Genomic DNA, 21,145 nt, shown 5'->3' on the forward strand with positions numbered 1-21,145 from the left:
AGTTTGGCAAAAAATAAGAGCCTGGGGCAAATGCCTCAAACTCTACATTTTCAATCACATACTATGTTTGTGTGTATTACATGGCTTCAGAAGAACTATTAGTCTTGTCACCTTCTGACCAAATCTTTTCATTCCACTTAACGTTATGATGCGTGTCACGATATTTTTTAGGCGTAATGCCGACAACTTCTTTAAACTGTTGAATAAAGTGACTTTGTGATGAAAATGATAAATGATTCGCAATTTCAATCATTGAATAATCACTGAATTTCAATAAGTCTTTTGCAACTTCTATTTTTTTATTTTTAACATAAGTGCTTACGGACACGCCAAATTCTTTCTTGAATAAGCGTGATAAATAGCTTGCTGAAATGCCAAATTCACTCGCTAACTGTTCAACCGTAATGCGTTCTTTCACGTGGCAATAAATATAATCCTTACAATCTGAAACGTGTTTTGAAATCACATCTTTTTGAATTTCACGTCGCATGCGTTCCGTGTAATCAACAACCATCTCGTCGTGCAAATTTTGAACTTCTTGTGCCGTGTGAAGGTCATCTAATTTTTGAATATAAAAGTCACTCAGTCTAAAAGCTTGTTCTAATTCCATACCATTTTGACCACACATGCGTGTAATCATAGCTGTCGTAATGACAAAGTGATATTTCAAATTGGTAATGGGGTTACGTGACAAAGTTCCCACACCATCTTCTGATACAAAACGTTCTTGTTCACAATTTTTGCGGACCGCTTCAACATCTCCCGTAGCTACCGCTTGATAGAACAAAAATTCCTCAGTTAAGGGACGATGTTCCACATCATCCAAATTATCACTAATCGCTAAAAGTCTCCATTCATCCTTATAATTCATTTCCAATCCCCTTTTTTTGTAAACGATTACCATTTTCTTTTCATTTTACCATATTCTTGCAGATTTGATAAAAATAAAGTGGAAAAATGGAAGTGAGACAAAATAAAGTCTCCATCGGAGACTTTATTGCTGAACGTAACTCTTAAATATAAAGAAGATTATTCATCATAGCTAATCCAGTCATAATATCCATACAAAGGTGTTTTGCCATCATATGGATCAAGCCAATCATCAACACCAATTCCTGGCCAAACATTCATCATGATTTTACCTGGTGTGCTTGGTAGATTTTCAGTCACTGTATGAACAGCTTTACCATCCACATACCAAGTAATATGGTCTTCACGCCATTCAAAACCATAAGTGTGCCACTCTTCTGATGCATCAAACCCTAGGTCATAAAGGAATTCATGATTGCCAACGCCATCTGTAAAATAGTTGAATTGAACTTTTGTCGTATCTTTTCCAAGAAACTCAATATCAATTTCATCCCATTTTGTTCCGTCTGTTGGTCCAGTGTAGGTGAAAAATGATGTTACAACGCCAGTATTTTTAATGGCTTTCATGCGAACTTGATAAAGACCATAATGGAAATACTCTCTTGTGCGCCACTCGCCGCCAGTGTAGCCGTCAGCATCACGATCGATTTTTAAGCTTAAACCATCACCATCAAAATTCACATTGTCAGGCTGCCAGATGCAATCAAACATATCGCCATTTGCTCCTGTCCGTAATTCCATGTATGAGGCATCGTAACTGTCAAATCTTGTCTTAAAATGTGCTTGTTCGTTTATCTTCATGTTCTTACCATTCACGCTTTCTTGATATTATAGTTTTCCCTTTTTAAAAGGCATCGCTAAGAAACCAAGAAGAGCTACAAAGACTCCTGAAATCGTCAATAATTTGCTTGGACGTTGATTAGTCTTTGGTAGAGCTGTAAATGCACTGCCTTCAAGATTTGCTTTTGCTACTGATTGAGTTACAGTTTTTGCAGCCGCTGTTTGAGCTGACGCTACTGATGAATAAGCGACAGTCTTAATCACTGGGCTAGCTGCTTGTTTTTCTTTGGTAGAGCCTTTTGAGTGATTGTCCAAAACCAAAGTTTGTTTTTCACTCTTAGAGGCAGTTGAGTTTTTAGTTGGTGTTACACTTTCAGTTCCTTTGGTAGTAGTTGAAGTATTCCCTGTAACATCACCTGTTGCTCTAGACTTAGATGCCGTATTTGATTTAGATCTAGATCTCGTATTATCTTGATTTTGTGCAACTTGGTCACTATATGAAATCCAATCATAATAAGCGACAAGCGGTGTTTGACCGTCATATGGTGCCAACCAATCGTCAACACCAATTCCTGGCCAAGCATTCATCATAATTTTACCCGGTGTCACTGGGAGATTTTCAGTTGCTGTGTAGACTGCAACACCGTCAACATACCAAGTAATATGATCTGCTTGCCAATCAAAACCATACACATGATAAGATTCAGACGCATCAAATCCTAAATCATAAAGGAATTCGTGCCCACCAACACCATTAGTGTAATAGTTGAATTGGACTTTTGTTGTATCTTTTCCGAGAAATTCAATATCGATTTCATCCCAAGGATTGTTATCGCTTGGTCCAGTATAAGTGAAGAATGATGACACAACACCTGGATTGCTAATTGGCTGCATACGAACAGAATACATACCATAACCAAAGAACTCGCGTGTACGCCACTCAGCTCCATTATAACGGTACTCATCCGTTGTATTTTGGTCAATGGTCAAGGTCAATGTGCCATCGTTAACAACGGTATTTTTTGGTACCCAACGACAATCAAATGGATTCCCATTGAACCAGTCAGAACGCTCCATTGTCGTATCATCGTAAGCATTAAAATCTTCATGATAATCGCCTGTGTGTGCAGCTTGAGTTCCTGTTTGACTAGTATCTTCGGTAGTTGTTGTAAGATTAACTTGGTCATTTGTAGACGTCAAGCTTAAGTTTTCCTGATTTTGCACACTAGTCTCAGGAGTCACTACCTGATTTGTATTCACTTGATTTGTTGAGTCAATTACTGACTGAGTAGTATTGTCATCAGTTGTAGAGGTATTTACTGTTTCACTAGTAATGTCATTAGTATCTGTAGTTTGTGTATTCGTAAGAGCAGGAACATTATCAAGTGTTGAAACATTGCCCACTTCATCTGCTGCTACTAAACCAGCTCCAACTTGTAAACTGCATAGGGCAGTTGCGTAGCAAATGTACTTTACTACATCTTTCTTAGTCATGAAATCTCCTTTTTCTCTTAAAGTTTATTCCTTAACACCACCGAGTGTCACACCGGCAATAATGTATTTTGAAAGGAAAAGATAAACGATAATAATTGGCACAATAGCCACTAAAATCATTGTGTAAATTTTACCCATATCAAAGTTCATGTAATCTGCGCCACGCAATGTTGCAATCAAAATTGGCACAGTCATCTTGCTCTTCGTTTGAATAACCAAGGCTGGAATGAAGTAGTTATTCCAAGAACCAACAAAGGTAAAGATTGCTTGAACTGCAATAGCTGGTTTCATAATTGGAAGAACAATCGTGTTAAATGTTCTAAATTCATTTGACCCATCAATACGAGCAGCTTCTACCAATGAAATTGGTAATGATGATTCCAAGTAACTATACATGAAATAAAATACCGCTGGTGAAGCAACTGATGGAATAATCAATGGAAGCCAACTATCGTACATTCCCATGTTAGTGATTAAACGCAAGAAACCCATTGAAGTAACTTGTGTTGGCATAACCAAAATCGCCAAAATGAAAGTAAAGGCAACTTTTTTCAACTTAAAGTCATAAACATATAAACCATAAGCAGTCAAAGCTGAGAAATAAGTACAGATAGCAGCTGTCAAACCTGAAATAATCAAGCTGTTCAAAATTCCATGAAACATCGGGAAGCTACCATCGTTAGCTACCTTGCTCAGGTTATCAAATAAGGAACCACCAGGTAGTGCTGAGAAACCTTTTTGCAACTCAGCATGTGAGTGGGTCGCATTAATAATCAAGATATAAAAGAAGAATAGGCACATGAATGATAAGGTAATTAACACAAAATGTGCCACAATAACACGTAATCTATTTTTTGCTTTTGTTGACATTATTTCGCCTTTCTACCTTTGTGTTTCAATTGGTGTTTGGTTGTTTTAAGTTCGTTGTTAGTCATACGATAAACGAACCAACAAAGAATCGCACTAACCACAAAGAGGTAAACTGATAGTGCACCGGCCATACCGTAGTTCTTGCTCTTCAAGTGATTGTTCAAGAACATAATCAAGGTTGTTGATGTACGGTCTGGAGAACCTTGTCCGTTAGTCAAGATTTGCGGAACATCGAACATTTGCAAACCACCGATAATTGACGTAATCAAGGTATAAGCCAAAATAGGTCGAATCATTGGCAAAGTGATATAGAAGAAACGTTGACGACTGTTACAACCATCGATTTCAGCTGCTTCAAAAATATCTGGGCTAATTCCCATGATAGCTGCCATCAACATGATTGTGGTATTACCAAACCACATCAAGAAGTTCATCACACCAACCAATGAACGTGTTCCAAGAGCAGAACCCATGAAATCAATCGGTTCTTTAATCCAACCAAGTGATTCCAAGATAGAATTGATAGGACCATTTGTTGAAAAGAGTGTGAAGAATAACATGGCAAAAGCTGATGCCATGATCAAGTTTGGCAAGTAAATGACAACTTTAAAGAATTGTCGACCACGAATTTTAAGTCTTGCATCAACAAACCAGTTGGCAAGTAGCAAGGCAATAACAATCTGTGGAATAAAACCAATCAACCACATAATCATGGTATTTGCCGCATATTTCAACATATCTGAATGCAGTAAGCTTACGTAGTTTTTTAGCCCAACGAAATTAGGCCCAATCTCTGTCATCCCTGAACGATAATATTCAAAGAAACTATACCGAATGGTGTCCACCAAAGGTATAAAAGAGAAAATGAAGAAAATTAGGAAGAAGGGAAGGATGAAAATATATCCCCATTTCCCATAATCTATACGCTTACGTCTTTTTTTCATCTTTATCACTCCTCCAAAATACGAGGAGCAAGTCAGAATACCTTCCATCTGGAATCGATTTTCTAACTCGCCCCCGCAAGGTCTACCAAAATTCTAAAATCCCAATTAAATGCCTCAATTTTTTAAATAGTACTTAAGTCTAGGACGATTAAGCTACTTTTAGTCTGGCCATTTAACATCTGTAATTTCTGGATAACGTTCTTTAATGGCTGTTTCAAAGTTTGATTTAGCTTTGTTGTAGCTTACTTTACCTTGTAGGTAATCATTAAAGGCATTTTGAATCAATTCAACACAACCTTGGTCATATGATGACAATGGTGCAATCTTAATGTTTTCTGCAACTGGTGCGTAGTATGAATAAGCATTTTCACCACCAAGGAAGTCTGATTTGAAGCTATCATCTTTAGCTGCTGCTTCCATACCAGATTTAGTATTTGTGAAGTCTTGGTAATCTTTAGAAATCTTCAAAAGGTTATCTTTATCAGCTGTCAAAGCTTTGATGATTTCTTTAACATGTTTAGGGTTATCAGTACCTTCGGCACCATGGATGTATGAACCACCCCAGTTGTATTCTTGTGGTGGATTAGTAACTGCCCATTCTCCATCAGCACCATCCCAGTTAGATTTCAAAGTAAAGTCAATACCCCAAGCTGGGAACAAGAATGCAAAGACTTTAGATTGTGAACCCATAGCTTTGTTCCAGTCATCTGTCCATTGACCTTTAACTGTTTTATTGAAGTAACCAGCGTCAAGCCATTCTTTAGAATCTTTAACCCAGTTCATGATTTGAGGGTCTACACGTACAGTTGTTGAACCTTTTTCAACCCAAGGTTTAGAAATACTGTTACCGTACAAACGGAATGTATCAGCATATGATGCAAATGTGTAGTAACCTTTATTAAGAAGTTCTTGTGATGTTGCTTTCATAGTATCCCAGTCTTTAACTTTTTCACCAACTGCTGTTGGGTCATCAGTACCAAAGACATCTTTTGCAATATCACGACGATAGATTAGAACACCTGGACATGTTTGCCAAGTTGAACCGCGTTGAACACCATCTTCATCAGAAGCTGTTTCTTTAGTGAAATCATATTGGTCAGCCAAATCTTTCTTAGGATTGATTCCCAAATCTTTCAAAGGCATCGCAACGTTTGCTTTTTTAGAAGTGTATTTTGAAACGTAGTCAGTTTCTGATAGGAAAATATCGACTTTATCATCAGCAGAAGCTGAGTCTTGTTTTTCAAGCGCTTCATCCAATTTTTGTTGGTAAACACCATCTTGGTTTGGATTGATAATCCAGTGGATTTCACTACCGTCTTTTAGTTTAGTAACTGTTCCATCTTTAGAAGTTGATTTAACTTCTGGATAAACAGCTTCCACACGTTGACGGAATTCATCATTCCAAGAGTAGATGTTGATAACTTTGCCTTCTGCACCTGAAGCTGATGTGCTTGATTTAGAAGAGCAACCAACCATTGTCCCTGCTGCAAGAGCAATCGCTATAAAAGCGCTTACTTTTTTGTTCATAATCCTTCTCCTTTTTGAGGTTTCCCCTCATGTTTTTTGTAACTGCATTATAACGCGATTCCGAGAAGTGTTATATTATAATATTTTAAAAAATATCAGTTTTATGACCTTGTTTGAAAAAATTTTTATAAAAAATCATGCTTTTCTAATCTTTTTAATAGGTAAACCCTTTCATATAAAACGTTGATTTTCCTATAAAATTAGGCTTTATAGCCATTTTTCTAACTTTATACACCATAGTTTCCTAATAAAGTGCTATATGTAAAAAATTTGACACTTCTTGAGTTAATATCATAATTATGATATTTTTCTCTTCTTTTTTATTTTCTCTAAGGCTAATTTCGACTAAAATATGGGGCAGAAGATAAAGGAGATAACTATGAAGCCATTAACTTTTACTAATAACAAGGGGGATTTCAAACTTTCCCAAGCAGAAAATATCAGTTCTTTGTACTTTCCACTTGCATCAGAAGTTGGACTAAAAAGTGCAGTCACTCCTAACTTGGGTGGCGATTCAAAAATCAATCAAGAAACTTTCCTATTAGAACCTGTCAGTGTGGATAACCTCCACAACAATCGTTCAACTCGAAATTTCTGGGTTCGCGATGACAAAGGAAATATTTATTCTGCAACAGGTGCTTCTGCTAGTCAAGAAGCGCTACGTTTCTCAGATCAAGAAGAAGAAAATACTGTAGAAGCTGGTTTTATGTGGCATACCATTAAACGTCAATCAGCTGACTTACCTTTAAAATCTACAATTACGTCATTTGTCCCACGAGATGAAAATGTCGAAATCATGCTCGTTACATTAGAAAACTTGTCAGACACTGACCAAAACTTAACTGCTTACGGTGCCGTTCCAATTTTCGGACGTAGTGCTGACAATATCCGTGACCACCGAAACGTCACATCTATGTTGCACCGAATCAAAACTACAGACGAAGGTGTCTTAGTTTGCCCGACAATGTCATTTGATGAACGCGGTCACCAACTCAATCACCAAATTTATTATGTTCTTGGATTTGATGATAAAGAAAAAACACCAAAAACATTCTACCCAACTGTAGAAACATTTATCGGAGAAGGCGGAACATTTACTCACCCAGCTGCTGTTTATAAAGACATAGAAGGCGTGACTGCAGATACGCACATCGATGGTCGCGAAGCCATGGGAGCTTTCAAATTTGAAACCTTCACCCTAGCTGCTAGTCAAAGCAAGACATTTGTCCTATTAATGGGAATCAATGACAAAGAAAAAGCGATTCAAACTGTTGCTGAAAAATACAAAAGCCTTGCTACCGTTGAAAAAGCACTGCAAGAAACAAAAGATTACTGGCAAGAAAAAGTTGGTGTTGATTTTAAAACTGGAGACAGCGACTTTGATGGCTACATGAAATGGGTTTGCTTCCAACCATTCTTACGTCGATTATTTGGTTGCTCATTCTTGCCACATCACGATTATGGACGTGGCGGACGTGGTTGGCGCGACCTTTGGCAGGACTGCCTTTCACTCCTACTTATGGAGCCAAAAAATGTTGGCGATATGATTATCAACAACTACAAGGGAGTTCGTCTTGATGGTACAAATGCGACAATCATCGGTGATGGTGACGGCAATTTCATTGCTGACCGTAATGGCATTACTCGTGTTTGGATGGACCACGCGCTTTGGCCATTAATGACCACAAAACTCTACATCGACCAAACAGGTGACGTCGATATTTTGACCAAAGAAGTCTCATACTTCAAAGACCCTCACGTCAAACGTGGCACTGAAATCGACCAAGATTGGAATGATAACTATGGCAATGAACAACGCACTTCTGACAACAGCGTCTACACTGGTAGCATCCTCGAACACTTGCTTATCCAACATTTGACTGGATTTTACGAAGTTGGTGACCATAATATCTACCGCCTACGTGGAGCTGATTGGAACGATGCACTCGATATGGCTAATGACAACGGAGAAAGTGTTGCCTTTACTGCTGCTTATTCTGGAAATCTGATGGACCTTGCAAGCCTCATTCGTCTACTAGAAAGTCAAACCGGCACAGATTCTGTTGAAATCCTCGAAGAAATCGGTCTTTTGCTCAAAAATGACTCAGACATTTTCGATAATATTAAACGTAAACACCAAATCCTCGAAGCCTACACTAACCAATGCCGCCACAACGTTACTGGACGTAAAATCAGAATTCCACTTTCTGAGTTGGCACTAAATCTCATTCAAAAAGCTGCTTGGCTTCGCCAACATCTGCAAAAACAAGAATGGCTTGATTTTGATGAACACGAAGGCTGCTACAACAGCTACTACGACAATAGTGGTAAACCAACTGATGGCTACTACAACGACCGTATGCACATGATGTTGACTGGACAAGTCTTTCCTATCATGAATTTTGTTGCTACAGATGAACAAATCCGTAAAATCACTGCCAGCGCTGACCACTACCTCTACCGTCCAGAAATTGGTGGCTACCGCCTCAATACAGATTTCAAAGAAATCAAAACAGATCTTGGACGTATGTTTGGTTTTGCTTACGGTGAAAAAGAAAACGGTGCTGTCTTCTCTCACATGACTGTTATGTATGCTAATGCGCTTTACCGTCGTGGCTTTGCCAAAGAAGGTTGGAAAGCTCTTAAGACACTATCTGACACAGCTCTAAACTTTGAAACTAGCCGTATCTATCCAGGAATTCCTGAATACTTCCGTGCAGATGGTCGAGGAGTTTATCACTATCTAACTGGTGCAGCAAGCTGGTACATGTTGACAATGGTTACTGAAGCCTTTGGTGTTCACGGTAAAGCAGGTGACCTTGTCCTTTATCCAAAACTTCTTGCAGAACAATTTGACGAAAATGGACGTGCAAGTATCACAACTCAATTTGCTGATAAAACCTTCCAAATCCACTACGATAATCCAAATCAAAAAGATTTCGGAAAATACATTATCAAAAAAGCCACTTGTGATAACCAAGAAATCGATATCACGGATGATGCTTTTGCCTTTATCACAAAAGCTGACCTTGCTAACCTAAACGACGAGGTTCATGAAATTGTCATTACACTAGATTAAGAAAAAGAAAGGATTTTCTCATGAAATACGGTTATTTTGATGACGCTAATCGCGAATATGTCATCGACCACCCAAACACACCCAAACCTTGGGTTAACTACCTTGGGTCACCAGAATATGGTGCTATTATCTCAAATAACGCTGGCGGTTACAGCTTTGCTAAATCAGGTGCCAATGGACGCATTTTACGCTACGTCTTCAATAACTTTGACCAACCAGGTCGCTACATCTACCTCCGAGACGATGATACCAAAGACTTCTGGTCTGCCTCATGGCAACCTGTTGGTAAAGACCTAAAAGACTACCACAGCGAATGCCACCACGGCATGGGCTACACTAAAATGATTGCTGATTACTCAGGCATTCATTCAAAAGCCAGTTACTATGTGCCAAAAGATAAAAGCTATGAAGTTTGGGCAATTACCGTTACTAACCGTTCTGAACAAACTCGACATTTAACATTAACTGGTTACGCTGAATTTACCAACCACAGTAACTACGAACAAGACCAAGTTAACCTACAATATTCTCTTTTCATCACACGCACACTCTTCCAAGATAACCGCATCGTCCAACAAATTCATGGGAATCTTGATACTCTTGATGACAGCGAACAAGTTGACGAAAAGAACGTTACTGAACGTTTCTTCGGTCTTGGCGGTGCTAGCGTCAGCTCATATTGTGGAGACAAAAAAGACTTCTTAGGTGGCTACAATGGCTACGACAAACCTGCTGGTGTCACATCAGGAGACCTCGGCAACCAAACAAGCTACAATGAAAATGCTTGTGGTGCCCTTTCAAGTAAAGTCACTCTTGAACCTCAAGAAAGCAAAACCCTTGTCTTTCTCCTTGGTGAAAAATCATCACAAGAAGCTGCAGAAATCCTAGCTCATTACGACCACCCTGGAGAAACAGTCGAAGAAGAAATCCAAGAACTTCGCAAAGAATGGGAAGACCGCTTGACTAACCTACAAGTCAACACACCTAGCCCAGAATTCAACACTATGCTTAACACTTGGAATGCTTATAACTGTTACATGACCTTTATCTGGTCACGCGCAGCATCATTTGTTTACTGTGGTCTTCGTAACGGTTATGGTTACCGCGATACTGTCCAAGACATCCAAGGTATCATTCACTTGAAACCTGAAATGGCTGCCGAAAAAATTCGTTTCATGTTGTCAGCCCAAGTTGACAATGGTGGCGGACTTCCACTTGTAAAATTCACTCATAACCCAGGACATGAAGACACACCTGATGATGCTTCTTACGTTCAAGAAACTGGACACCCAGCTTACCGTGCTGACGATGCTCTCTGGCTCTTCCCAACAGTTTACAAATACATCTCTGAAACAGGAAACCTTGCTTTCCTTGATGAAGTGATTCCATTTGCCAATAAAGGCGAGGCTAGTGTTTACGAACACTTAAAAGGTGCTGTTCAATTCTCACTTGACCACCTCGGACCACACGGCATGCCTGCTGGACTTTATGCCGACTGGAATGACTGCCTTCGTCTCGGTGCCAATGGTGAATCATCATTTGTCGCTTTGCAATTCTACTATGCCCTAAGTGTCTTGCGCGAATTTGCCAAAGCCAAAGAAGATACTGACTACCTTACTTTTCTCGACTCTGAACAAGAGAAAATGGGACAAAAAATTCAAGACCTCTGCTGGGACAATGACCGCTTCATTCGCGGCTTTACCGAAGCTGGCGAACGTATCGGGGCAGCTGATGACCCAGAAGCTAACATGTGGCTTAACCCTCAAAGCTGGGCTGTTATCAGTGGCTTTGCTGACAAAGAACAAGCTGAACTTGCCATGAACAATGTCTACGAGCAACTTAATACTGATTATGGTGCCATCCTCATGAACCCACCATATCACGCTCATGCATTCGATGGAGCCCTTGCCGTTATCTACAACCAAGGGACAAAAGAAAATGCAGGTATCTTCTCACAATCACAAGGCTGGTTAATCCTAGCTGAAGCCCTACGCGGACAAGGACAGCGTGCCTTTACTTACTTTATGGAAAATGCCCCAGCTGGTCAAAATGACTGTGCAGAAATTCGCCAACTAGAACCTTACTGCTATGGTCAATTCACAGAAGGTCCTGCTAGTCCACACTTCGGACGTTCACACGTTCACTGGCTCACAGGTACAGCATCAACTGTCATGGTTGGTTGTGTGGAAGGTATCTTGGGACTTCGACCTGACTTAGGCGGATTAAAACTCTCACCAGCCATTCCAAAAGAATGGGATAACTTCAGCATGACTAAGATTTTCCGTGGCAAAGAACTTCACATCACTGTGGAAAATCCAAACCACAAGGAAACAGGCTTTACAAAACTTGTCCTAAACGGTCAAGAACTTGACCAAGCCTATCTTCCTGAAGACCTCTTACAAGACACTAACCAAATCACTCTTACTCTATAAAGAAAGCTGGGACTTGCTCCCAGTTTTTTTATGGCTTCATTTTAAAAAAACGTCCCTTTTCTAAGACAAAATCAGTTTCTATAAGAGCTGTTAAGAATGATTGCATTATTTTATTCAGCCAAGGCAATTACTGCTTCAAATCGCCTTTTATAGCTGTTATACACAAGCTTATCAAACTTATCAAGACACCAATCAATTGATTCCACTCATCACAAAAAAGGAACTGAGACAAGCTCAGCTCCTTTTATCGTTAACGTTTAAAAAGAAAGAATTTTAAAGAGTTATTTTGTTGAGAGAGATTTTAACCGATTTATTTTGGGAGTGTAGTTATAATCAGTTAAGTAAAAACAAATTGTTATTTGGTTACTGTCTAGCTTAATTAAAATTTATCGTAGCTAATCCAGTCATAATATGCATACAAAGGAGTTCGACCATTGTAAGCACCCAACCAAGAATCCACTTCATGAGTTCCAGGCCAAGCATTCATCATAATCTTACCAGGTGTGCTAGGAATATTGTTGTAAGCAGTGTAAACAGCTCTTCCATCAACATACCAAGTAATGTGATCAGCTTGCCAATCAAAACCATAAGTATGGAAGCCTTGAGATGCATCAAATCCTAAATTGTAAAGGTATTCGTGATTACCTTGACCGCTTGTGTAGTAGTTGAATTGAACTTTTGTTGTATCTTTCCCTAAAAATTCAATGTCAATTTCATCCCATTTTGTACCATCACTTGGTCCAGTATAAGTAAAGAATGAAGAAACGACACCTGGATTTTTAATAGGTTTCATGTTTACTTGGAAAAGACCATAGCCAAAGCGTTCTTTACTACGCCATTCGCCCCCAGTGTAGCCGCCACGACCATCACTGCCAATTTTAAGACTCATCAAGCCGTTATTAAAGCCGACATTTCCAGGGACAAAATTACAGTTAAACATACCACCATTAGAACCATTACGAAGTTCCATGGCATTACCATTATAGTAATTTAGTTCTTGACTATAGTGGTATTTGCTTTGCGCATCAACACCTTGTTGAAAACCAAAGAAAGCCAATAAGAGAACAATTAAACAACTAACTTTTTTCCACATAATAATACCTCAATTTTAATCATTTTTAAAAAGTAGTTCTGTCAGAAAAAGGAACTAATCTCCTCTACTACAGATTGAAAACGCCTAATCAATCGTAGTTAAATTCACTTTTTCTTTTCAGTAACTGTTACTTCAAAAATGGGGCAATTTTTTCTTTTTCATATTCCGAAAAGAATGCTAGTCACACGATAAATGTTTCTCTTTAAAATCCTCCTTACACCGTTATGTCATAAGTATAGCGCTTTCATTTTAGATAATATATTATATTCCCACAAAAAATATCAAATTTATGACCTGAAGGCAGAAAATTAAAAAAGTCTTCTCAGAACCATTTTGCTAAAAAATAGCTCTAAGAAGACTTCCTAAAAATAAAGAAAGACAACTCATCATTTAAACGTGGTGACTCAATTTCACTCGTTTATAAGACATAATGACTTGCATTAATGCTGATAAAAAGAAAATAACTGCAGCTAAAATCAAGACACTTTTCACACCACTATCTAAAAATGCTAGAACCAGCAAAATCAAATCAATAATTCTGACATAAATGCTAATTTCCTTCATCGACAAAAACCTCCCTTTATTTTATCCCATGTATTTTTATAAAACCGCTTTCATATATATTATACTACATTTTTTGCCGTTTTTTCATAAAATATTAAAAAAATTTTATAAAAAACCACAATTTCAACGTGAAACTGTGGTTTAATTACTATTTTTTCTTATCTAATGCTTTCTTGATGCTATCAACAGCCCCTTCAGAGCCTTCTTTGATATCATCAACAATTTCCCTACCTTTAGCCAGTGTTTTATCAACCAAGCCTTCAATTTCTACCTTTTTATCACCAGTTACCTTACCTAGCCCTTCCTTAAGACTTCCCTTAACTTGGTCCAGTTTAGCTTTGTATTTTTCGTCAGACATATTAGTGTCCTCCTATCTTTAAATTACCTAAAGTCTATCATTTTCAGTTAGATAAGTAAAAGAATTCGCTTTCATTTTCTGATAAATAAAAAAAGACCGCCAGACTCGAGCACTGGCGGATAGTCTATCATTAAGCAGATAAAACTTTACGTCCTTTACGACGACGAGCAGCAAGCACGCGACGTCCGTTTTTAGTTGACATACGGTGACGGAATCCGTGTTTACGTTGACGACGGATTTTACTTGGTTGATAAGTACGTTTCACGATGAATACCTCCTAATAGATTTTCGTATTCGTTTAGCCGGCTATATTTGATCAGTTACTAAACATACCATACTATTTTATAATAAGTACGTCTAACTGTCAAGCTCTACTTTTTGTTTAATTTCAAAGACTTTCTTTTGAGCGTCTGATAGAAGAAAAAGTCCTGAATCCTGGCAATAATAAGTTAAAATTTATTTTTTAGTTTTTTCTTGTAGTTTCTGGTTAATATTTTTGACGCGATTATTAAAGCTAATATAAATCACGAGCCAAATAATCAAATAAGTTAGAATAAACTCACCTAAAAATGGTAGTGACCAGATAAAAGATGTTGTGGTACCAATTAACATATTTAACCAGCTGTTCAAACCATAAACTAAACAAAAGTGAATCAGAATTTCCCAAGTAATTGGAATAGCATCCACCTCAAAAATCATACTGACAATTCCTATCAAACCACTCACCAAAACAACGCTAGTAATCTGCTGAGTCGTCTGAGTAGCCACATTATTTTGCCATAAAAAGAATAAGTAAAGAAGGCCTCCAAAGCCAACACCAACTAGAAAATAGACAATCCCTCGTTTCAAAAAAGTCATCAATCACACCTCACAATCCCAAAGCTTTTTCCAAAGCTGACAAATAACGTCTGCTAACATTTGTCGTCACGTCATTTGTAAGCATGGCCAACATATTTCCTGAGAAGCTATTTTCTAAGGATTTTAAATGATTAATATTAATCAGAGCATGCTTTGAGACCTGTACAAAGTCTGGATTAGCTAGACGCTCACGAAACTTGTACAAGCGATCCGTAGTGATAAGTCTTCCATTGGTCGTCTCCAAAATCAAAGAAGTCCCATCAACATCCACAAGAATCAAATCTGACACGCGTAATAACTCTGTACGAACAGCCGTTTTTACTGGCAAAATTTCCATTCTACTCTGCTCAAATTTTGCTAAATAATCTAAAACCTCCTGAACAGCTTGGTTACATTCTCCGCTTCGGACCAAAACCTCAATAGCCTCTTTTGGCAAACTGCTATCCTCTTCAAACTGGTAGTGCACCCTTTAACTCCTCTTATTTATTTTTAGTCAATGAGAATCGCTCAAGATATAAACTTAGCGCCAAAAGAACGATTATCCCACAAATGACAAGGCTCACTAGGAGCATTTCTTGATTCAAGGTCGTTAAGTTTTTTAATTTCAAACCAATTCCTAAGAATTCCTTGGCATCTGCGTTTACAGCGTCTTTTGCAATCAAAAGCTGACGGTAAGCAGCTGATACGTAGGCTGCTGGTGTTAATTTAACCACTTTTTGTGCAAAATCAGGCAAAGCCCCAATCGGCATATAAACCCCAACAAGAAAACCTGAAACAGTTCCAACAATTGTCGCCAAAGCTTCACTTGTTGATAAGGTTTTAATGAATTGCAAGACAAACAAAGCAATTCCTGACCCCATAATAGAACTTAGGAGCATGACTAAAAGGATTTGTGGTAAATAATCTAAATCAAAGCTGACCTCATCTTGCCAGTAGAAGTACAATTTCATAATGGCTAACATAATTAATTGCATGATAAAACCAATCACACTAGAAGAAATCAAATAGCCAAGATAAAGTTTTAAACGAGAAATATCTGTTAACAAAAAGTCTTCCAATTTATGGCTTACCTTATCTTGAACCAATCGCGTAACCCCAGTCCAAGTTGTTGTAATACTCGTAACAGCTAACGTTCCACCTAGAACCCAATTATCAAGAAGTTCTTCCAAATTCGGTGTTCCTGCAAATGAATCCTGCATATTTTTCTGCAAGAAAATCACATAAAGAATAAAAGCAATCAAAGCTCCCAAAAGTGAGAAAAAGACACTTGCTTTATTTGAAAAATAGAGCTGTAAATTGCGTTTTGTCATCGCCCACATATTAAGCCATCTCCCTTCCCGTAATGTTCAAAAAGACATCATTGATATTTGCTTTAACATAATCAAAATCATTAATAACTGTACGTTTATCTGATAAAATGGCCAAAGCTTTTGCAGAATCTTCAACAATAATTTTCAAACGACCATCTCCCAAACGCTTACAGTCAAGGTCTGAGAAAGCAGCTACGTCACTTGTTTCAACCAATAAATATGGTTTTGAATAAGCTTCTTTTAATTCCTTAGCAGAACCTTTAGCTAAAACCTTCCCATGGTCAATAATATAAGCCATATCCGCATTCTCAGCCTCTTCAAGGTAATGAGTGGTCAAAAAGATAGTCAAGTTTTCTTCACGCTGTAAGCGACGTAAAATCTCCCAAATCGCGCGACGTGTCTGAATATCAAGTCCTGTCGTTGGCTCATCTAAGAAAAGTAAGTTAGGCTTATTCAAAAGGGCACGAACGATATCAACACGACGACGTTGACCACCTGATAACGTGCCATACGTTTGGTTCAAAAAAGCATCCAAACCTGTCAGCTGAATAAGTTTTTCTAACCAAGCTTTATCCTGTTTACGGTAAAGCGCTTGGCGACTTTTCAAATTATCTAAAACCGTCAACTCCTCATCAAGCACACTTTCTTGAAAAACCATTCCAATCTTCAAATCTGCTGCCAATTCAATCTCACCTGACGTTGGTTTTAAGAGCCCCGTTAACATCTTCATAGTTGTTGATTTCCCAGCACCATTTGTCCCAATATAAGCTAGCAATTTCCCTTCTTCCACTTCCAAATTCAAGTGGTCAATCACCGTTTTATCTCCGAAGGTTTTGATTAAATCTTTTGTTCTAATTAGCATAATTAACCCTCCCTTTTGACATTATTTTATCAAAAAAAGGCTTGAAATAAAGCATTTTTCGGTAAGCGGTTAAAAATAATTGCTAAGCGGTACAAAAAAAGCCCGAATGGGCTTTTAAGTCTTATTGAACAGGTGTTACGACCACGTAACGATTTGGATCGTTCCCTTCAGAATAACTATCAACACCTTCAATGCTTGTGATAGTTTTATGAACAATTTTGCGTTCACTATTACTCATTGGGTCCATGACATAATCTTTACCAGTTTCAAGCACACGGCTTGCAGCTTTGCGGGTAAATTCAATCAATGTCTCTGTACGGTGTTCCACGTAATCATGAACATTCAAAATCACAGAGAAATTCTTTGAATAACGGTCATGTAGGAAATTTTGTGAAAGTAGTTGAAGTGATTTCAACACTTTTCCGTGATAGCCAATCACACGACCAGCTTCTGGTGTTTCAATTTGCAAATTGATTTGACGGCGATTGTGGCTTGTTTCCACAGTTGCCTCAATATCCATTTCGTAGATGATTTTTTTAACATAATCAGCCACTTCTTCTGTCGCTTTTTCGATATCTTTACTCAATTCACGTTGAGCTGGAAATTCGCTGGCCACAAATTCTTCAAAACTTTGGTCTGTGTTAACAGGTTTTGGTGTGTCTGAAACTTCTTTTGGCTCTGCAACTACTTCGTTAGCATCGTCTGTTTTTCCAAGTGCTTCTAAAACTTCTGTATGTCCAGCTTCTTCAAGAATGGTTTGTGTTTTTTTCTTGTGCATGACGATATCTTCTTTGACAGAATCATCGATGACTTCGCCACGTTCTTCCATTTTTTTAATGATGCTGGCTACTTTACGAAGCTCCATAGTATCTTCAAATTTTGATGATACGGGCTCATTTTTTTGATTAACTTCTTCTGGTACACCTTTAACTGCTTTTTGGTTCGCACGGTGAGCAGTGACTTCATTAATTCCTTCAATATCTACTTGAGCTGGTTTCTTACCAAAGCCAAAGAAACCTTTTTTCTCACGAGAAACAACCTTAATATGGGCTTTGAGACGTGACAAGTTTAACTCTTTCAAGCCCTTTTCAATAGCATCTTCAACAGTTCGACCTGTGAATATTACCATAGCTTTATCCTCTTACTTTCTTCTCTTTTGCGCTTTCTTTTTAGCACGACGAATCTTAGCCGCATGTTCTTTTTCAGCACGTTCCTTAGCTTCACGTTCTGCAATAATCTTAAATGGATTATTTAACAAAAGGATTTGGAACACTTGGAAGGCATTCGATACTGTCCAGTAAAGCACAACCCCTGACGCCAAACGGAAACCAAAGAAGAAGATAATGATTGGCATCACGTAGGTCATAAGCGTCATCGCGAAGTTTTTCTCACGCGCAGCTTTATTAGTCAACCAAGTTGAAAGGAATGTAAATAGAGCTGCTAAAACAGGCAAGATATAATATGGATCTGGTTGTGACAATTCAATCCACAAGAAAGTACCTGTTTTCAAGAAAGCAACACGAGTCAATGCTTGGTACAAAGCCATCAAAATTGGCAATTGCACAACCAATGGAAGCATTGTCGCATATGGGTTAACACCATATTCTTTATAAAGTGCTTGGCTTTCTTCAGTCAATTTCATGCGGCTGTCTGTATCACGGCCAGGATATTTTTCTTGTAATTTTTTAAGCTCTGGCTGCAAATCTTGCATCTTTTGACCTGATTTGATTTGCATGTTGTAAAGTGGCATCATAATGGCACGAATGATGATAGTAAAGAGAACAATCCCCACACCAATACGACCATTAATTGAAAGCCATTGAATAGCTTTGGCAAAGAAGTAAACAATTTGTTCCCAACCGTTAGTTGATGAAGCGGTTACTTCGCTGCGCCCACAAGCAGCCAAAAGCATTAAAGTAAGACTACTTAATCCTAATAATTTAATCTTTCTTTTCACTATTGAGACCTTCCTGATATAAATTAGCAAGTTTTAACACATGCAATAAATTTTTCTTCACTTCATGGTAATCAAGTTCCTCGACACCTTTACGCGCAATGATGACAAAGTCCTGATTAAGCAAATTTGGTGATAATTCCATGATAACGTGACGAATTTTTCGCTTAATGCTATTGCGAGTGACCGCGTTACCAAGTTTTTTGCTCACAGAAAGCCCTACTCGATAGTGGCTCTGATTTTTTTCTAAATGATAAAGGACAAATTTTCGGTTAGCAACACTTGTACCTTTGCTAAAAATCGCCTGAAAATCTTTGTCACTTTTGACACGATAGGTTTTCTTCAACGTACGACTCCATTCTAAATTATTTTTATTATACCATAAAATTCAAAAAAGCCCTAACCTCTAAGGAGTTTGGGCTCATTATCTTTAAAATATTTTTATTGGAAAATACGCTTAAAAATCTTGAAAAGCCTAAGTGTCTATTAATCTAAGTTTTGCAAGGTTTCATTGGCTAAAGCGATTTGCCATTTCACTTGGTCAAAACCAGTTCCACCAAGAGAATGACGACGTTCAACTGCCGTGTGAGATTTGAGAGTTTCATAGATGTCTTCTTCAATCAAATCAGAAATTTCTTGGTAACGTTCAAATGGCACATCTTGCAAATAATAACCAGCTTTCGTGCATTCGAGGACTAATTTACCTACAATTTCGTGAGCTTGACGAAAAGGAAGCCCCTTGCTAGCAAGATAGTCAGCCAACTCAGTCGCATTTGAGAAGTCTTTTTCAGTTGATTCAGCCATGTGTTCCTTATTGACCGTCATTGTTTTGAGCATTCCTGCCAAAATATCAATGGCTACCGTGATGGTTTCAACAGTGTCAAACATTCCTTCTTTATCTTCTTGCAAATCTTTATTGTAAGCCAAAGGCAAAGATTTCATGACTGTCAAAAGACCAAAGAGATTGCCATAGACACGACCTGATTTTCCACGAATTAATTCTGCCATATCAGGATTTTTCTTTTGTGGCATGATAGATGACCCTGTTGAGAACGTATCAGAAAGTGTCACAAACTTAAATTCATTTGAGCACCAGCTGATGATTTCTTCACAGATACGGCTCATGTGCATCATCAAAATAGAACTGTTTGACAAAAATTCTAGAATAAAATCACGGTCAGACACCGCATCAAGAGAGTTGCTGTATGGTTTAGCAAAGCCCATGAGTTCTGCTGTCATCTCACGATCGATTGGGAAAGTTGTTCCAGCAAGAGCAGCTGCGCCAAGTGGTGACATATCAGCATGCTTGATGTTAAATTCAAAACGTTCACTATCACGCGTAAACATGTTATAGTAAGCCATCAAGTGATGTCCAAATGAAATAGGTTGAGCATGTTGTAAATGCGTATAACCTGGCATGATAGTGTAGACATGTTCATCAGCCAAATGCACCAAAGTTTTACGCAAGTTCGTAAGCTTTTCAATCACTTCATCAAGTTTGGCTTTCAAATACAAGTGCATATCTGTTGCCACTTGGTCATTACGTGAACGAGCTGTGTGTAATTTACCAGCTACAGGACCAATTTTTGCTGTCAAAAGACTTTCCATATTCATGTGAATGTCTTCGTTTGACACATCAAATTCAATTTTTCCTGCCTTGTATTCTTCAAGCAATTCTTCAAGACCAGCTTTGATTTGATTGGCTTCATCTTTTGTGATAATACCTGTTTCACCAAGCATGGTCACATGTGCAATTGAGCCTTTCAAGTCAAACTCTGCCATTTTTTGGTCAAAAGAAATGGATGCTCCAAATTCTTCAACCCATTTTTCAAGACTAGCTTCAAAACGCCCGCCCCATAATTTATGATTTTCTGTTGTCATAACACTGATACAATGAACCACCAAAGCTGGCGTTCAAAGCCTTTCTCTTTTCTTATTTCAATTAACAAATAAGTCCTAGGAGCTACCAAGGACTTATGATGTGATGCCTCACGGGGCGAATGTCTTAAATGATTCTCACAGGATATCATTATTTAAGCTCGATGCCACTCTCTGTTGACATTAACGAGGGTTTGGTAAGTTATAAGAAAAGAGTCTCAGATGGGGCTCCCTGTCCCCTTTTATCTGAAATTTCCTTTTCTTTTTATACT

20 protein-coding genes are annotated in these 21,145 nt (G+C 38.2%); 2 read left to right on the forward strand and 18 right to left on the reverse strand.

The annotated features are described in order from the left end of the window. Positions 1-76: 76 nt before the first annotated feature. The 6 genes from GPZ88_RS03475 to GPZ88_RS03500 form a co-directional block, all read right to left on the reverse strand. Positions 77-871 (reverse strand): helix-turn-helix domain-containing protein, encoded by a 795-nt coding sequence (locus GPZ88_RS03475; protein ID WP_166043411.1) that lies wholly within the window; start codon positions 869-871, stop codon positions 77-79. 158 nt (positions 872-1,029) lie between these two features. Then, positions 1,030-1,671, reverse strand: a complete 642-nt coding sequence (gene bglS / locus GPZ88_RS03480) for a beta-glucanase (protein WP_074564517.1) — start codon at positions 1,669-1,671, stop codon at positions 1,030-1,032. Positions 1,672-1,698: 27 nt separating this feature from the next. Further along, entirely contained in the window at positions 1,699-3,144 is a 1,446-nt protein-coding gene (gene bglS, locus GPZ88_RS03485) for a beta-glucanase (RefSeq protein ID WP_166043413.1), read from the reverse strand. A gap of 24 nt (positions 3,145-3,168) precedes the next feature. Then, positions 3,169-4,014 (reverse strand): carbohydrate ABC transporter permease, encoded by an 846-nt coding sequence (locus GPZ88_RS03490; protein WP_074560955.1) that lies wholly within the window; start codon positions 4,012-4,014, stop codon positions 3,169-3,171. After that, positions 4,014-4,958: a carbohydrate ABC transporter permease gene (locus tag GPZ88_RS03495; RefSeq protein ID WP_074564520.1), complete on the reverse strand. Its 945-nt coding sequence runs from the start codon at positions 4,956-4,958 to the stop codon at positions 4,014-4,016. The genes GPZ88_RS03490 and GPZ88_RS03495 overlap by 1 nt, the downstream gene beginning before the upstream one ends. Before the next feature lie 159 nt (positions 4,959-5,117). Then, on the reverse strand, positions 5,118-6,485 hold the full coding sequence (locus GPZ88_RS03500) for an ABC transporter substrate-binding protein (protein ID WP_074482397.1): 1,368 nt from the start codon (positions 6,483-6,485) through the stop codon (positions 5,118-5,120). A gap of 379 nt (positions 6,486-6,864) precedes the next feature. Between GPZ88_RS03500 and GPZ88_RS03505 the strand changes: the two genes are divergently transcribed. Together GPZ88_RS03505 and GPZ88_RS03510 are read left to right on the forward strand one after the other, a co-directional pair. Next, entirely contained in the window at positions 6,865-9,564 is a 2,700-nt protein-coding gene (locus GPZ88_RS03505; protein ID WP_166043415.1) for a GH36-type glycosyl hydrolase domain-containing protein, read from the forward strand. A gap of 20 nt (positions 9,565-9,584) precedes the next feature. Beyond that, entirely contained in the window at positions 9,585-11,996 is a 2,412-nt protein-coding gene (locus GPZ88_RS03510) for a glycoside hydrolase family 94 protein (protein WP_166043418.1), read from the forward strand. Positions 11,997-12,375: 379 nt separating this feature from the next. Here GPZ88_RS03510 and bglS (GPZ88_RS03515) read toward each other — a convergent pair whose 3' ends face one another. From bglS (GPZ88_RS03515) to argH, 12 genes are all read right to left on the reverse strand, one after another. Continuing rightward, a complete protein-coding gene (bglS, locus tag GPZ88_RS03515) occupies positions 12,376-13,089 on the reverse strand; it encodes a beta-glucanase (RefSeq protein ID WP_074560960.1) in 714 nt (237 codons plus the stop codon). A gap of 390 nt (positions 13,090-13,479) precedes the next feature. Continuing rightward, on the reverse strand, positions 13,480-13,653 hold the full coding sequence (locus tag GPZ88_RS03520) for a hypothetical protein (RefSeq protein WP_015695712.1): 174 nt from the start codon (positions 13,651-13,653) through the stop codon (positions 13,480-13,482). Positions 13,654-13,801: 148 nt separating this feature from the next. Beyond that, positions 13,802-14,011, reverse strand: coding sequence for a CsbD family protein (locus tag GPZ88_RS03525; RefSeq protein WP_074482394.1), 210 nt, complete (start codon positions 14,009-14,011; stop codon positions 13,802-13,804). Between the two features lie 130 nt (positions 14,012-14,141). Beyond that, positions 14,142-14,276: a 50S ribosomal protein L34 gene (rpmH, locus tag GPZ88_RS03530; RefSeq protein WP_002885866.1), complete on the reverse strand. Its 135-nt coding sequence runs from the start codon at positions 14,274-14,276 to the stop codon at positions 14,142-14,144. 191 nt (positions 14,277-14,467) lie between these two features. Continuing rightward, on the reverse strand, positions 14,468-14,869 hold the full coding sequence (locus GPZ88_RS03535; RefSeq protein WP_158914565.1) for a DUF3021 domain-containing protein: 402 nt from the start codon (positions 14,867-14,869) through the stop codon (positions 14,468-14,470). A 10-nt stretch (positions 14,870-14,879) separates the two neighbouring features. Next, positions 14,880-15,335: a LytTR family DNA-binding domain-containing protein gene (locus GPZ88_RS03540; RefSeq protein WP_158914567.1), complete on the reverse strand. Its 456-nt coding sequence runs from the start codon at positions 15,333-15,335 to the stop codon at positions 14,880-14,882. Positions 15,336-15,348: 13 nt separating this feature from the next. Continuing rightward, positions 15,349-16,188: an ABC transporter permease gene (locus tag GPZ88_RS03545; protein ID WP_166043420.1), complete on the reverse strand. Its 840-nt coding sequence runs from the start codon at positions 16,186-16,188 to the stop codon at positions 15,349-15,351. 1 nt (position 16,189) lies between these two features. Further along, entirely contained in the window at positions 16,190-17,041 is an 852-nt protein-coding gene (locus GPZ88_RS03550) for an ABC transporter ATP-binding protein (protein WP_166043422.1), read from the reverse strand. Between the two features lie 121 nt (positions 17,042-17,162). Continuing rightward, complete coding sequence (gene jag / locus GPZ88_RS03555) at positions 17,163-18,170, reverse strand: RNA-binding cell elongation regulator Jag/EloR (protein ID WP_074560965.1); 1,008 nt, start codon at positions 18,168-18,170, stop codon at positions 17,163-17,165. A 12-nt stretch (positions 18,171-18,182) separates the two neighbouring features. After that, the gene (locus GPZ88_RS03560) at positions 18,183-18,998 is read right to left on the reverse strand and encodes a YidC/Oxa1 family membrane protein insertase (protein WP_039696185.1); all 816 of its coding nucleotides are present in this window, start codon (positions 18,996-18,998) and stop codon (positions 18,183-18,185) included. Continuing rightward, entirely contained in the window at positions 18,982-19,341 is a 360-nt protein-coding gene (rnpA, locus tag GPZ88_RS03565; RefSeq protein ID WP_006531772.1) for a ribonuclease P protein component, read from the reverse strand. The genes GPZ88_RS03560 and rnpA overlap by 17 nt, the downstream gene beginning before the upstream one ends. Positions 19,342-19,481: 140 nt before the next feature. Continuing rightward, positions 19,482-20,876: an argininosuccinate lyase gene (argH, locus tag GPZ88_RS03570; RefSeq protein WP_166043424.1), complete on the reverse strand. Its 1,395-nt coding sequence runs from the start codon at positions 20,874-20,876 to the stop codon at positions 19,482-19,484. Positions 20,877-21,145 lie beyond the last annotated feature (269 nt).

The sequence above is a fragment of the Streptococcus ruminicola genome, assembly GCF_011387195.1.
Classification (GTDB): Bacteria; Bacillota; Bacilli; order Lactobacillales; family Streptococcaceae; genus Streptococcus; species Streptococcus ruminicola.